We start from the raw sequence: 13,755 nt of genomic DNA, 5'->3' as shown, positions 1-13,755 counted from the left end.
GCGAGCGTTGAACCGTCGGCCGGCACCGTGGCGGCGGCCGGGCGCGCACCTCGTGATTCGAGACAAGACAGCTACGACGCAAAGACCGGTCGCCCCACTACTGCTCCCCGGCCCTCGATGATTGTCGACCAACATCGTCACGTACAAGAAACCCGCGAAGCCTGGCGGCAGCGCGGGTCTCGAGACTTTCTCGAACTACGTGGAAAGCAGATCCGGCGGGCCCGGCCGGTTCGAACCCGTAGACGAGGGGATTTACGCGAAGCGCAACGGGCCAAGTGGTTGATTGATATGCGCGCCGCGTGTGCTGTATGCCCGCTGAATTCCCCTATTCCTCTCCGGATTCCTCCCTGAGACGTATGGCCTATACGGTGGCCGGCTCAGCCTGTTCGTTATCCCGGAGGATTGATTCCCCAGAACGCGCACGGGGCGTTTTCTTCCGAGCGAGCGTCTGAATCCCAACCGGATTTGAAGGCCGATTCCACTGTATGCAAGATCGGTCGACAACCCGCAGACCCGCGCCGCCAAGCGGGTTGACTCAGCCATATATCTATCTGCCGAGCATCGGTCATGCCGACCACTTCATGTGCGTTTTGCTGGACGGAGCATAGATCATGATTCAATTGCATCGCTGCAAACAAGACAACCCGTTCGACTGTTTCCCCGAACTACGAACAATCTGGCCGGAACCGCATTTGCAAGCGCTTGCCGAGCAAGCCACCATTGAGACTCTTGACGCACAAACGGTACCGGGAACACCGGATCGTGGCCCTATCTTTCTAATACTCGATATCGACGCAGCCGGCTACGAACGCGTAGTTGGGATCAGCGGCTACTACACCCTGGACGATCGCGCTGAACAGTTGGGCTTACGTTGGCATGGCATCGTGCCTCGCGCGCGCGGACATGGGTTCTCGCGTCTGGCGTTCGAGCAAGTGCTGCAGACAATTCGCACGTCTCTACCGAATGCTCGGGAGATCACCGAGATCGTTCCGCTCATCGAACGTGGTGAACATATCGCCAAACACTTTCAGCAACTCGGCTTTACGCCTCGCGGCGAGCCGAAATTGTACGACTGGGCTCCACATGCATGGCAGTGTTGGGCGCGGATTCTTGACTTCAAGGCGTGAGCGTCTGGAATGGCGACGCATTTCTTGTCGCGATGAGCCGGTTTCGACGGACTGCGTGCTGATGCTTTTTTTGGGGAGGCAGGATTTCAGTGGTCAAGCGGCTGAAGTTCACACAGACGGTTGAACCAATCGATCCTCGTAAAGGATCGCGAGCTCGCTCATGCTCATAACCGTCTTCCAGTCGCGAGCGGCGCGCCCCAAACCGGGCAGCGATTATCGACGCACACGTCAGCCTGTTCTGCGCGTTTCCTGGCTGCCTTACGGTCAGCCTCTTCCGACGGGAATCAGAACAACGTCGAAATGGCGACGCTCGAACGTGCCATTACCGCCCGGAAACATCCCCAGACGGAGGCCGGGAGCCAATAAGCCATTGATTGGAAAAACAAGAGAGTGGTGGGCCCGGCGGGGTTCGAACCCGCGACCAATCGATTATGAGTCGACTGCTCTAACCGCTGAGCTACAGGCCCTGATGACAAGCGAAGCGTGCTACGCGCAACCCGCAGCAACGTCGGGCCGGCATTGTAACAACAAAGAAGGAAAACGCCACCGGCATCGTGCAGATACCGGCGGCGTTCGGAGAGACGCTGGGAATCAGTTCCCTTCGAGGAACGACTTCAGCTTGTCGGAACGGCTCGGATGACGCAGCTTGCGCAGCGCCTTGGCTTCGATTTGACGGATCCGCTCACGCGTCACGTCGAACTGCTTGCCGACTTCCTCGAGCGTGTGATCGGTGCTCATCTCGATGCCGAAACGCATCCGCAGCACCTTCGCCTCGCGCGGCGTCAGCGAATCGAGCACGTCCTTCACGACGTCGCGCATGCTTGCATGCAGCGCGGCGTCCGCCGGCGCGACCGTGTTGGTGTCCTCGATGAAGTCGCCGAGATGGGAATCGTCGTCGTCGCCGATCGGCGTTTCCATCGAGATCGGCTCCTTCGCGATCTTCATGATCTTGCGGATCTTGTCTTCCGGCATCTCCATCTTCTCGGCGAGCGTTGCCGGATCCGGCTCGAGACCGGTTTCCTGCAGGATCTGCCGCGAGATGCGGTTCATCTTGTTGATCGTCTCGATCATGTGAACCGGAATACGGATCGTACGCGCCTGATCCGCGATCGAACGCGTGATGGCCTGACGGATCCACCACGTCGCGTAAGTCGAGAACTTGTAGCCGCGACGGTATTCGAACTTGTCCACCGCCTTCATCAGGCCGATGTTGCCTTCCTGGATCAGGTCGAGGAACTGCAGCCCGCGGTTCGTGTACTTCTTCGCGATCGAGATCACGAGACGCAGGTTCGCCTCGGTCATTTCGCGCTTCGCCTGACGCGCCTTCAGTTCGCCGGCCGCCATCTGGCGGTTGGTTTCCTTCAGATCCTTCAGCGGCAGCACGACACGCGCCTGCAGGTCGAGCAGACGCTGCTGCTGTTCGCGGATCGCCGGGATGTTGCGCGACAGGACCGCGCTGTACGGATGACCTTCGGCGGCAATCTTCTCGGCCCAGTCGAGATCCGTCTCGTTGCCCGGAAAGCGCGCGATGAATTCCGAACGCGGCATCCCGCACTTGTCGACGACGATGTGCAGGATCTGACGCTCGACCTGACGCACTTCGTCCACCTGCGCACGCAGCGTGTCGCACAGGCGCTCGACGGTGCGCGCGGTGAAGCGGATCGTCATCAGCTCGCTCTGGATCGTTTCCTGCGCCTTCAGGTACGCCTTCGACTTGTAGCCTTCCTTCTCGAACGCGCGGCGCATCTTGTCGAACCACTCGCTGATCAGCGCGAACTTCTCGAGCGACGCGCGCTTCAGCGCTTCGAGCTGAGCGGCGTTGGCGGTCGCCTGCGCGGCGCCGTCATCGTCCTCTTCTTCCTCTTCTTCCTCTTCCTCTTCGGCGTCCTCGTCCTCGTTCTCGATCGCTTCCGCTTCCTTCGCGGAGAAACCGTCGGTGTCGGTATCGGCCGCGTTCGGATCGAGCAGGCCGTCGACGAGCTCGTCGACGCGGATCTCCTCGTTCGCGACGCGCTCGGCCATCGCGAGGATGTCGGCAATCGTCGTCGGGCACGCGGAAATCGCCATCACCATGTGACGCAGACCGTCCTCGATCCGCTTCGCGATCTCGATTTCACCTTCGCGCGTGAGCAGCTCGACCGTGCCCATCTCGCGCATGTACATCCGGACCGGATCGGTCGTGCGGCCGAATTCCGAATCGACGGTGGACAGCGCGACTTCCGCTTCCTCTTCGACTTCGTCGTCCGACGATGCGGCCGGCGCGTTGTCGTTCAGGAGCAGCGTCTCCGCGTCCGGCGCCTGCTCGTAAACCGCCACGCCCATGTCGTTGAACGTGCCGATGATGCCTTCGAGCGCTTCGGTCTCGGTGAAGTTGTCCGGCAGGTGATCGTTGATTTCGGCGTACGTGAGGAAGCCGCGCTCCTTGCCGAGCTTGATCAGCGCGCGCAGCTTCACGCGGCGTTCTTCGAGCTCCTCGGCCGTGCCGGGCGTGCTCGTCGCGAACGCTTCCTTCAGCAGCGCCTTTTCCTTGGCGCGGCGATCGCGCACCTTGGATTTGCCCGGCGCAGCCGCGGCTGCGGGCTGCTCGTCGCTCTGATTTGCGTCGTCATCGACGGATACTTCGTTCAGCTTTTTCGTCATGGAGTTCGCCGTACCGGCTATATCGACTCGCGGCTGCTGGACGACAGCCGGTTGAACCGTGGATGCATGAGTAGTACGTACTGCCGTTTCGTCCGGCTCGGCAGCCGCGTCCCTTGCGCTTTTCGCACTTGCCCGCTTCGCCGCCGGCTTGGCCGGCCCGGAGTCGGGTCTGGCGGCAGCCCGTGTTCTGGCTGCCGGCGCCGGCGCAGCCTGAGCAGTGCCGGCCGCGGTTTTCTTTCTTGCAGTGGCTGACGTAGCCGAAGACGTCGTCCTGGCGGAAGAAGCAGACTTGGCCGCTGTGACCTTCTTGGTCGGCTCCGTCGAGCCCTTGCCCGTTGCTTTCTTTCCGCCTGTCGTCTTTGCCATCGCGATTCTCGCCTCTGCCTGGAAAACAAACCGCTGGAAACCTTATATTATAGCACGCTGGGGAACCCCTCTCCGGGCCCCCGGCCGCCTATAGCCCGAGCCGACGCTTCATGTCGGTTCGCTGCTGATTCAATTCCGTCAATTCAGCCAACTCCTCGGACGTCAACGCGGACTGGCGCGCCAGCCGGTCGAGCCGGTCGCAGCATGCGTCGTAGCGCATCTTCAGCACGGCCGCCTGCAGTTCCTCGCCGGCGATCCGTTCCTGCTCGCGCTGCCGCTCGGCCGCCGCGTCGTCGTCCGGATTCTGTAACAGCAGATCGCGGACGTTTTCATCATAGTCCAGAATTTCGCGGAAGATTTCCTCGTAAGTCGCCGCGTTCGAGGAGGTCCTCAACACGTCGGACAGCAGCCGGAACTCGGCGCCATCGCCCAGCGCGCGCGCATGATCGACGACTTCCGCGAACAATTCGCCGATGCGCGGCAGCACGCGCAGGGTCGCAATCTGTTCGTCGTCGAGCTGCAACGCGATCCGCGGATACATCACGAGCGTGCGCAACGCGCGCTTTTCGCTGTCCGTCACGCGACGCCGCTCGCTGCGCGCGGGAGCGTGACGCAGCGGTGCCGCGATACGCGAATCGACGTCGCACAGCGCCGCGACCTCCTCGAACGGAATGTCGAGACGGTCCGCGAACATGTGCATGATCTGCGCACGCAACGCGTTCGCGGGCAGCGCCTGCAATAGCGGCTTCGCGTCGAACAGCGCCTTCGCCCGCCCTTCCGGCTGGTCGAGCGCCTTGCCGGAAATCGCCTCGTTCAGCAGAAATTGCGACAGCGGCATCGCGCGTTCGACCTGCTCGGAGAACGCGTCCGCGCCGAATTCGCGCACATAGCTGTCCGGATCGTGCTCGGGCGGCAAAAAAAGGAACCGGATCGTGCGGTTGTCCGCCGCATGCGGCAGACACGCATCGAGTGCGCGCCGTGCCGCGCGCCGCCCGGCCGAATCGCCGTCGAAGCTGAAAATCACGGTGTCGGTCTGCCGCAGCAGCTTCTGCACGTGGATCGGCGTGCATGCCGTGCCGAGCGTCGCCACCGCGTTCGGAAAGCCGAGCTGCGCGAGCGCGACGACGTCCATGTAGCCTTCGACGACCAGCACGTACTTGCGCTCGCGGATCGCGAGCCGCGCTTCGAACAGCCCGTACAGTTCGCTGCCCTTGTTGAACAGCGGCGTTTCCGGCGAGTTCAGGTACTTCGGTTCGCCGCTGCCAAGCACGCGGCCGCCGAAGCCGATCACCTGCCCCTTCACGTTGCGGATCGGAAACATGATCCGCTCGCGGAACCGGTCGTAACGGCGCGCGACGCCCTGCGCATCGGTCTTCTCGCTGACGATCACGAGCCCCGACTCCACGAGCGACTCGTCCCGATAGTCGGGGAACGCGGCTTCGAGGTTCTGCCAGCCGTCCGGCGCGTAGCCGAGCCCGAAGCGCGCCGCGATCTCGCCGGTCAGCCCGCGGCTCTTCAGGTACTGGATCGCGACGGTCGCGCCGCGCAGCTGCTTGCGGTAATAGTCGCAAGCGACGGACATCACGTCCGACAACGCGGTCGCCACCGATTTCGACACCGGCGCCGGATAATCGCCGCCACCGCCGCCTCCACCGCCGCCGCGCATCGAAGGCTCGTGCGGCACGGTGAGCCCGACCGACTGCGCGAGTTCCTGCACGGCCTCGGGAAACGTGAGCCCGGCGTGCTCCATCAGGAAGCCGATCGCCGTGCCGTGCGCGCCGCAGCCGAAGCAGTGATAGAACTGCTTGGTCGGACTGACCGTGAACGACGGACTCTTCTCGTTGTGGAACGGGCACAGCCCCATGAAGTTGGCGCCGCCCTTCTTGAGCTGCACGTACCGGCCCACCACGTCGACGATATCGACGCGGTTCAGCAAATCCTGCAGGAACGAATGCGGAATCACCGTGGGATCGAACGAAAGAGGACGACGCGACGCCCGCAGCGCACGCGCGATTTGCGCACGCCGGGAACCCGGTTTTACTTCGAGAGCGCGGCCTTGACCTGCGCGGAAACCGCCGTCATGTCGGCACGGCCGGCGAGCTTGCCCTTCAGCACGCCCATCACCTTGCCCATGTCCTGCGGACCGGCCGCGCCCGTCTGCGCGATCGCGGCCTGCACTTCGGCGGCCACCTCGTCGTCCGACAGCTGAGCGGGCATGTATGCGGCGAGCACGGTCAGCTCGGCCTGCTCCTTCGCGACGAGATCGTCGCGGCCCGCGGCCTGGAACTGGCTGATCGAATCCTTGCGCTGCTTGATCATCTTGTCGATCACGGCGGTGATGCCGGCGTCGTCGAGCGTGACCTGGTCGTCGACCTCGCGTTGCTTGATCGCGGCCATCAGCAGGCGAATCGTCGCGAGACGCTCGCTTTCCTTCGCGCGCATCGCGGCCTTCATGTCTTCGCTGATCTGCTCTTTCAAACTCATCTTGCACCCGGGATGGAAACGTGACTTCGACGCCCGCGAGCGGACGTCAACACAAAAACCCGCTTGGACCATGTCTCAAGCGGGTTGCTCGAATCCGGCATCGGCGGCTCGTGCCCGAGCGTGGCTGGTCGTGCAAGCCGCCGGTGCGCCGCCGGCCAACCGTGCGGCGCTCGATCGTTCAGTACAGCTTCTTCGGCAGCATCTGGCTGCGGATACGCTTGTAGTGACGCTTCACCGCAGCAGCCTTCTTGCGCTTGCGCTCCGCGGTCGGCTTCTCGTAGAACTCTCGCGCACGAAGCTCGGTCAGCAGACCGTTCTTCTCGATCGTGCGCTTGAAGCGACGCATGGCAACTTCGAACGGCTCGTTTTCTTTAACGCGAATGATCGTCATGATCCGACACGAATAAAGGTTTGCAGGGAAAGATTAGCGAGTATAGCAGAGCCGCTGCACAAACGCACTATCGCGTCAAGCCCCGCGCGCGAATTCGGCGGCCGCCTGCCCGGCGGCCGTGCCGGACGCCCATGCCCACTGGAAGTTGTAGCCGCCGAGCCAGCCCGTCACGTCGACCGCCTCGCCGATGAAGAACAGCCCCGGCACGCGCGCGCTCATCATCGTCGCCGACGACAGCTCGCGCGTATCGACGCCGCCCTTCGTCACTTCGGCCTTCTTGTAGCCCTCGGTGCCGTTCGGCGTCAGCGTCCAGCCGGACAGCGCGTCGCCGATCCGGCGCAGCGTCTTGTCCGGCAAGTCGGCGAGCCGCGCGTCGGCCGCGACGCCGTGCGTGTCGAGCCACACGTGCGCGAGACGCGACGGCACCCAATCGGCGAGCAGCGAGCCGATCTGGCGCTTCGACGTGCGCTTCGCGTCGAGCAGGTCGGCCACCGCGTCGCGCTGCGGCAGCAGATCGACGCGAATCGGGTCGCCGGGCTGCCAGTAGCTCGAGATCTGCAAGATGCCGGGCCCGGACAGTCCGCGGTGAGTCAGCAGCAGATCCTCGACGAATTCGCCGCCGCGCTTCTTGTCGCCGGTCGATACGCGCACCTCGAGCGACACGCCGGACAGCGCCGCGAACGGTTCCCAGTCCTGCTGCGCGAACGTGAGCGGCACGAGCGCGGGCCGCGTGTCGACCAGCTTGTGGCCGAACTGCTTCGCGAGCCGGTAGCCGAAATCCGTCGCGCCGATCTTCGGGATCGACAGGCCGCCGGTCGCGACGATCAGCGCGCGGGCGGCGATCGTCCCCGCCTGCTGCGTATCGAGCATGAAGCCGTCGGCCGGCGCGTGGCGGACCGCATCGACGACCACCGGCCGGCGCCACGCGATACCGCCCGCGTCGCACTCGTGCTTCAGCACATCGATGATCGCGTCGCTGCCGTGGTCGCAGAACAGCTGCCCCTTGTGCTTCTCGTGCCAGGTCACGCGATGGCGCTTGAGCAGCGCGAGGAAGTCGCGCGGTGTATAGCGCGCGAGCGCCGAGCGCGCGAAATGCGGATTCGCCGACAGGTAGTTGTCCGGACCGGCGTAGAGATTCGTGAAGTTGCAGCGGCCGCCGCCCGAGATGCGGATTTTCTCGGCGAGCCGCGGCGCGTGGTCGATCAGCACCACGCGACGGCCGAGTTGCCCGGCGACGGCGGCGCTCATCATGCCCGCGGCGCCCGCGCCGATCACGGCGATGTCGTAAGTTTCCATGGCGCGGATTGTACCTGCCCAACACCGCAGCCGGCCCGCCGCGGGCGGCTACCGACCGTCGCCTGCTATACTTTCCGGTTACGTTGACCTTCCCGCGGCACGCTCGACGCAGCGTGCCGGCCCGCACCCATGCTCGTTCTCGGCATCGAAAGCTCCTGCGACGAAACCGGCCTCGCGCTCTACGACACGCAGCGCGGCCTGCTCGCGCACGCGCTCCATTCGCAGATCGCGATGCATCGCGACTACGGCGGCGTCGTGCCCGAACTCGCGTCGCGCGATCACATCCGCCGCGCGCTGCCGCTGCTCGAGGAAGTGATGGACAAGAGCGGCACGCGCCGCGACGACATCGACGCGATCGCGTTCACGCAGGGCCCCGGCCTTGCCGGCGCGCTGCTGGTGGGCGCCAGTATCGCGAACGCACTCGCGCTCGCATGGAACAAGCCGACCGTCGGCATCCATCACCTCGAAGGCCATCTGCTGTCGCCGCTGCTCGTCGACGAGCCGCCGCCGTTCCCGTTCGTCGCGCTGCTGGTATCGGGCGGTCACACGCAGCTGATGCGCGTGACGGAGGTCGGCGTCTACGAGACGCTCGGCGAAACGCTCGACGACGCAGCCGGCGAAGCGTTCGACAAGACCGCGAAGCTGCTCGGCCTCGGCTATCCGGGCGGCCCGGAAGTGTCGAAGCTCGCGGAATCGGGCACGCCGGGCGCGGTCGTGCTGCCACGCCCGATGCTGCATTCGGGCGATCTCGACTTCAGCTTCAGCGGCCTGAAAACGGCCGTGCTCACGCAGATGAAGAAGTTCGATGCGGCGCAGTTGTCCGGCGACGCACTGCAGCGCGCAAAGGCCGATCTTGCGCGCGGCTTCGTCGACGCAGCCGTCGACGTGCTCGTCGCGAAATCGCTCGCCGCGCTGAAGAAGACGAAGCTCAAGCGTCTCGTGGTCGCGGGCGGCGTCGGCGCGAACCGCCAGTTGCGCGCCGCGCTGTCGGCCGCGGCTGCGAAGCGCGGCTACGACGTGCACTATCCCGACCTTGCGCTTTGCACCGACAACGGCGCAATGATCGCGCTTGCCGGCGCGCTGCGGCTCGGCCGCTGGCCCGAACAGGCGAACACCGATTACGCGTTCACCGTGAAGCCGCGCTGGGATCTGGCGTCGCTCGCACGCTGAAGCGCGCCGCACAGCGGCACGCTCCGCCGCGCAGCACGCACAACGCAAAAAGGCCGCTCGAATCGAGCGGCCTTTTTGCATCGCATGGCGCAATCGACGCAGCCGTTACCCGGCCTGCCGCTTGTCGCGCTCGATCAGCGCGTACGCGCTGTGATTGTGGATCGACTCGAAGTTCTCGGCCTCGAGCACATACGCGACGATGCGTTCGTCCGCATCGAGACGCTGCGCGACGTCGCGCACGAGATCCTCGACGAACTTCGGATTCTCGTATGCGCGCTCGGTGACGAACTTCTCGTCCGGCCGCTTCAGCAGCCCCCACAGCTCGCACGACGCCTCCTCTTCCGCGATCCGGATCAGCGCTTCGACCGGCAGATCGGCCGCAAGCTCGGCGTCGATCGTCACGTGCGAGCGCTGATTGTGCGCACCGTACTGCGAGATCTTCTTCGAACACGGACACAGGCTCGTCACCGGCACGAGCACCTTCAGGAACACACGCGTGTCGCCGTTGCGGCTTTCGCCCGCGAGCGTCACTTCATAGTCGAGCAGGCTCTGCACGCCGGACACCGGCGCCGTCTTGTTCACGAAGTACGGAAACGTGACCTCGATGCGGCCCGCTTCCGCTTCCAGCTTCGCGAGCATCGACGCGAGCATCGCGCGGAAGCGCTCGACGGTCAGCGGCGCGCGGTTCTCTTCGAGCAGCGCGACGAAACGCGACATGTGCGTGCCCTTCTGGTCGGCCGGCAGACGAACATCGAGATTCCAGACGCCGACCGTCGGCTGCACGTCGCCGCTTTCGGTGCACACCGTCAACGGATGCCGGACCGCCTTCACGCCCACGCGCTGAATCGGGATCTGACGGGTATCCACCGTGCTCTGCACGTCAGGCATCACGAAGGCGGGATTCATCTGGTTCATCTTGTTCAATCCTTGTAAGCCGCGCGTCCGACGACGCGCACGCCGCGCGATGCGGCAGCCGGAAAAGCAACATGGGCCCGCAGGCCCATGTTTTCCGTATCAATGAAGACCGGTTGCGCCAGTCGCATCGGCACCGCCCGCGGGCGGCGTCGACCTACGCGACGCGCTTCGCCTGACCGGCGACATCGGCCGCCGGATTCAGGAAGCGCTCGCGAATCGACTTCGCGATGCCCGCTGCGTCGAGACCGCACTGCGACAGCAGCGTCGCGGGGTCGCCGTGATCGATGAACTGGTCAGGGAGGCCCAATTGTAGTACGGGCCGGATAACCCCACTCTCCATCAGGGCTTCGACGCACGCGGAGCCCGCGCCACCCATCACGCAGCCTTCCTCGGCCGTGACGAGGTAGTCGTGCGTCTGCGCGAGCTCGCGCACGAGCGCCGCATCGAGCGGCTTCACGAAGCGCATGTTCGCGACGGTCGCATCGAGCTCCTCGGCCGCGGCCAGCGACGGCGCGACCATCGTGCCGAATGCGAGAATCGCGACGCGCTTGCCTTCGGGCTGCGACGTGCGGCGACGCACTTCGCCCTTGCCGAGCGGAATCTCGGTGAACTCCTTCACGGTCGCCACGCCGGTGCCGGCACCGCGCGGATAGCGAACCGCGGTCGGGTTCGGCTGCTGCAGCGCCGTATGCAGCATCTGGCGGCATTCGTTCTCGTCGGACGCGGCCATGATCGTCATGTTCGGGATGCAGCGCATGAACGCGAGGTCGTACGCGCCCGCATGCGTCGCGCCGTCGGCGCCGACGAGGCCCGCGCGGTCGATCGCGAACACGACCGGCAGGTTCTGCAGTGCGACGTCATGAATCAGCTGGTCGTACGCACGTTGCAGGAACGTCGAATAGATCGCGACGACCGGCTTCAGCCCTTCGGTCGCGAGGCCGCCCGCGAACGTCACCGCATGCTGCTCGGCGATGCCGACGTCGTAGTAGCGATCCTTGAAGCGCTTCTCGAACTCGACCATGCCCGAGCCTTCGCGCATCGCGGGCGTGATGCCGACGACGCGCGAGTCGCGCTCGGCTTCGTCGCACAGCCACTCGCCGAACACCTGCGTGTAGGTTTTCTTCGCGGGCGTCGCCGACGGCTTGATGCCTTCGGCCGGATTGAACTTGCCGGGGCCGTGGTAAAGCACGGGATCGGCTTCGGCGAGCTTGTAGCCCTGGCCTTTCTTCGTGACCACGTGCAGGAACTGCGGGCCGCGCAGCTCGCGGATGTTCTGCAGCGTCGGGATCAGCGAATCGAGATCGTGACCGTCGATCGGACCGATGTAGTTGAAGCCGAATTCCTCGAACAGCGTGGCCGGCACGACCATGCCCTTCGCGTGCTCCTCGAGCTTGCGCGCGAGCTCGAGCACCGGCGGCGCGACGCTCAGCACGCGCTCCACGCCGGCACGCGCGGCCGCGTAGAAGCGGCCCGACATCAGACGCGCGAGATGGCGATTCAGCGCACCGACCGGCGGCGAAATCGACATGTCGTTGTCGTTGAGGATCACGAGCAGCTTCGCATCTTCGGACACGCCCGCGTTGTTCATCGCTTCGAACGCCATGCCGGCGGTCATCGCACCGTCGCCGATCACCGCGATCGAGAAGCGGTCGTCGCCGTTCAGCTGGCTGCCGATCGCCATGCCGAGCGCAGCCGAAATCGACGTGCTCGAGTGCGCGGTGCCGAACGTGTCGTATTCGGATTCGCTGCGACGCGGGAAGCCGGAAATGCCGCCGAACTGGCGCAGCGTATGCATCTGGTCGCGGCGGCCCGTCAGAATCTTGTGCGGATAGGTCTGGTGACCCACATCCCAGACGATGCGATCGTTCGGCGTGTTGAACACGTAGTGCAACGCGATCGTCAGCTCGACCGTGCCGAGGTTGGACGACAAATGGCCGCCCGTCTTCGACACGCTGTCGAGCACGAACGCGCGCAGCTCGTCCGCGAGCGGTTGCAGTTGGCGACGATCGAGGCGGCGCAGGTCTGCCGGGTCGTCGATGGTTTTCAGCAAGTCGTACATCGTCGTTCCATTGTAGGAAATCAAACGCGCCCGCATTCTATTGCACGCACCGTAGCGTGTGCGCGGCGGCGGGCTTTCGCGTCAGCTGACCCGGTTCACCACCAGGTCGGCAAGTTCGGCAAGACGCTGTGCGCGCGCGCCGAACGGTTTCAGCGCATCGTGCGCTTCGGCGCGCAGCTGCGCTGCGAGCTCGCGCGACGCGTCGAGGCCGAGGATCGAAACGTAGGTCGGCTTGTCGTTCGCCGCGTCCTTGCCGGCCGTCTTGCCGAGCGTCGCCGAATCGGTCGTCACGTCGAGGATGTCGTCGACGACCTGGAACGCCAGACCCACGGCCCCTGCGTATACGTCGAGCGCCGCCATCGTGTCCGCCGACGGCGTCTCACCGGCCAGCGCACCCATCCGGACGGCCGCGCGCAGCAGCGCGCCGGTCTTCATCCGGTGCATCGTCTCCAGTTGCTCGCGCGTGAGCTTGATGCCGACGCTCGCCAGATCGATCGCCTGACCGCCGGCCATTCCGAGCGAGCCGCTCGCGAGCGCCAGCTCGCGCACGAGCGCTGCCTGCTGCACCGGCGACAGCGCATCGGCGTCGGTCAGCGCGACGAATGCCTGCGACTGCAGCGCATCGCCGACGAGCAGCGCGGTCGGCTCGTCGTACTGCACGTGCACGGTGGGCTTGCCGCGCCGCAGCGCGTCGTCGTCCATGCACGGCATGTCGTCGTGCACGAGCGAGTACACGTGAATCATCTCCAGCGCCGCGGCGGCCGCATTGCGCGCCGCTTCGGTCGCACCGGTCAGTTCGCCTGCCGCGTGGCACAGCAGCGGACGAACGCGTTTGCCGCCTCCGAGGACTGCATAGCGCATCGCTTCGTGGAGCCGCGTGGGCACCGCGCTTTCAGCCGGCAAATAGTGGCCGAGTGCGTCCTCGACACGGTCGAGCACAGACCGCATCCATTGTTCGAATGTCATAGATCGTCGTCTTCGCCGTCCGTGGCGGCCGTTGCGGACGAAAGCGGCTTCAGCGTCGCGCCGTCGAGCACGCGGACCTGCTGCTCCACCTTCTCGAGCTGCTGTTGGCAAAATGCAACGAGGGCCGCACCGCGACGATACGCCGCAAGCGAATCCTCGAGACTCAGCGCGCCGCCTTCCATCCGGCCGACCAGCGTCTCGAGCTCCGCGAGCGCCGTCTCATAATTGTCCGGCAACGGCTCGGCGCCATTGTCGGGCGGCGTGGCGCCGGGGGATGCGGTTTTCGCCATGGACGAGGGTGTCAAATTTCAAAACAAGTCGGACATTCTACGGCAAAAGAC

11 protein-coding genes and 1 tRNA gene are annotated in these 13,755 nt (G+C 65.0%); 2 read left to right on the top strand and 10 right to left on the bottom strand.

Annotation, left to right across the window (positions count from 1 at the left end; all coding sequences use genetic code 11):
• Positions 1-611: 611 nt before the first annotated feature.
• On the top strand, positions 612-1,127 hold the full coding sequence (locus BUB20358_RS02265; RefSeq protein ID WP_123806730.1) for a hypothetical protein: 516 nt from the start codon (positions 612-614) through the stop codon (positions 1,125-1,127).
• Positions 1,128-1,518: 391 nt separating this feature from the next.
• On the opposite strand, the gene BUB20358_RS02260 is transcribed toward BUB20358_RS02265, so the two are convergent.
• The 6 genes from BUB20358_RS02260 to BUB20358_RS02235 all read right to left on the bottom strand — a co-directional run bounded on the left by BUB20358_RS02260 (position 1,519) and on the right by BUB20358_RS02235 (position 8,313).
• A tRNA-Ile gene (locus BUB20358_RS02260) sits at positions 1,519-1,594 on the bottom strand.
• Between the two features lie 124 nt (positions 1,595-1,718).
• A complete protein-coding gene (gene rpoD, locus BUB20358_RS02255) occupies positions 1,719-4,133 on the bottom strand; it encodes an RNA polymerase sigma factor RpoD (RefSeq protein ID WP_081293642.1) in 2,415 nt (804 codons plus the stop codon).
• Between the two features lie 88 nt (positions 4,134-4,221).
• Complete coding sequence (dnaG, locus tag BUB20358_RS02250; protein ID WP_006765502.1) at positions 4,222-6,096, bottom strand: DNA primase; 1,875 nt, start codon at positions 6,094-6,096, stop codon at positions 4,222-4,224.
• 74 nt (positions 6,097-6,170) lie between these two features.
• The gene (locus BUB20358_RS02245) at positions 6,171-6,617 is read right to left on the bottom strand and encodes a GatB/YqeY domain-containing protein (protein WP_006765501.1); all 447 of its coding nucleotides are present in this window, start codon (positions 6,615-6,617) and stop codon (positions 6,171-6,173) included.
• A gap of 178 nt (positions 6,618-6,795) precedes the next feature.
• Positions 6,796-7,008: a 30S ribosomal protein S21 gene (gene rpsU, locus BUB20358_RS02240; RefSeq protein WP_004190342.1), complete on the bottom strand. Its 213-nt coding sequence runs from the start codon at positions 7,006-7,008 to the stop codon at positions 6,796-6,798.
• Positions 7,009-7,083: 75 nt separating this feature from the next.
• Positions 7,084-8,313 (bottom strand): BaiN/RdsA family NAD(P)/FAD-dependent oxidoreductase, encoded by a 1,230-nt coding sequence (locus tag BUB20358_RS02235; RefSeq protein ID WP_258230457.1) that lies wholly within the window; start codon positions 8,311-8,313, stop codon positions 7,084-7,086.
• A 120-nt stretch (positions 8,314-8,433) separates the two neighbouring features.
• On the opposite strand from BUB20358_RS02235, the gene tsaD reads away from it, so the two are divergent.
• Complete coding sequence (gene tsaD, locus BUB20358_RS02230) at positions 8,434-9,474, top strand: tRNA (adenosine(37)-N6)-threonylcarbamoyltransferase complex transferase subunit TsaD (RefSeq protein WP_006765499.1); 1,041 nt, start codon at positions 8,434-8,436, stop codon at positions 9,472-9,474.
• Positions 9,475-9,579: 105 nt separating this feature from the next.
• Here the strand turns inward: tsaD and folE2 are convergent, their stop codons facing one another.
• The 4 genes from folE2 to BUB20358_RS02210 all read right to left on the bottom strand — a co-directional run bounded on the left by folE2 (position 9,580) and on the right by BUB20358_RS02210 (position 13,704).
• Complete coding sequence (folE2, locus tag BUB20358_RS02225) at positions 9,580-10,389, bottom strand: GTP cyclohydrolase FolE2 (protein WP_006765498.1); 810 nt, start codon at positions 10,387-10,389, stop codon at positions 9,580-9,582.
• A 154-nt stretch (positions 10,390-10,543) separates the two neighbouring features.
• Complete coding sequence (dxs, locus tag BUB20358_RS02220; RefSeq protein WP_035973646.1) at positions 10,544-12,448, bottom strand: 1-deoxy-D-xylulose-5-phosphate synthase; 1,905 nt, start codon at positions 12,446-12,448, stop codon at positions 10,544-10,546.
• A gap of 81 nt (positions 12,449-12,529) precedes the next feature.
• A complete protein-coding gene (locus tag BUB20358_RS02215) occupies positions 12,530-13,414 on the bottom strand; it encodes a polyprenyl synthetase family protein (protein WP_006765496.1) in 885 nt (294 codons plus the stop codon).
• Entirely contained in the window at positions 13,411-13,704 is a 294-nt protein-coding gene (locus BUB20358_RS02210) for an exodeoxyribonuclease VII small subunit (RefSeq protein WP_006765495.1), read from the bottom strand. Before BUB20358_RS02210 ends, BUB20358_RS02215 begins: the two co-directional genes overlap by 4 nt.
• Positions 13,705-13,755 lie beyond the last annotated feature (51 nt).

Source organism: Burkholderia dolosa, from assembly GCF_902499135.1.
In the GTDB taxonomy this organism is placed as follows: Bacteria; Pseudomonadota; Gammaproteobacteria; order Burkholderiales; family Burkholderiaceae; genus Burkholderia; species Burkholderia dolosa.
The sequence above is the reverse complement of the archived record's forward strand: the minus strand, read 5'-3'. Positions and strand labels throughout refer to the sequence as shown.

Excerpts from the sequence above, each read along its gene's own strand:
- BUB20358_RS02265 (WP_123806730.1), top strand. The coding sequence starts at position 612 with ATGATTCAATTGCATCGCTGCAAACAAGACAACCCGTTCGACTGTTTC.
- rpoD (WP_081293642.1), bottom strand. The coding sequence starts at position 4,133 with ATGGCAAAGACGACAGGCGGAAAGAAAGCAACGGGCAAGGGCTCGACG.
- BUB20358_RS02245 (WP_006765501.1), bottom strand. The coding sequence starts at position 6,617 with ATGAGTTTGAAAGAGCAGATCAGCGAAGACATGAAGGCCGCGATGCGC.
- rpsU (WP_004190342.1), bottom strand. The coding sequence starts at position 7,008 with ATGACGATCATTCGCGTTAAAGAAAACGAGCCGTTCGAAGTTGCCATG.
- tsaD (WP_006765499.1), top strand. The coding sequence starts at position 8,434 with ATGCTCGTTCTCGGCATCGAAAGCTCCTGCGACGAAACCGGCCTCGCG.
- folE2 (WP_006765498.1), bottom strand. The coding sequence starts at position 10,389 with ATGAACCAGATGAATCCCGCCTTCGTGATGCCTGACGTGCAGAGCACG.
- dxs (WP_035973646.1), bottom strand. The coding sequence starts at position 12,448 with ATGTACGACTTGCTGAAAACCATCGACGACCCGGCAGACCTGCGCCGC.
- BUB20358_RS02215 (WP_006765496.1), bottom strand. The coding sequence starts at position 13,414 with ATGACATTCGAACAATGGATGCGGTCTGTGCTCGACCGTGTCGAGGAC.
- BUB20358_RS02210 (WP_006765495.1), bottom strand. The coding sequence starts at position 13,704 with ATGGCGAAAACCGCATCCCCCGGCGCCACGCCGCCCGACAATGGCGCC.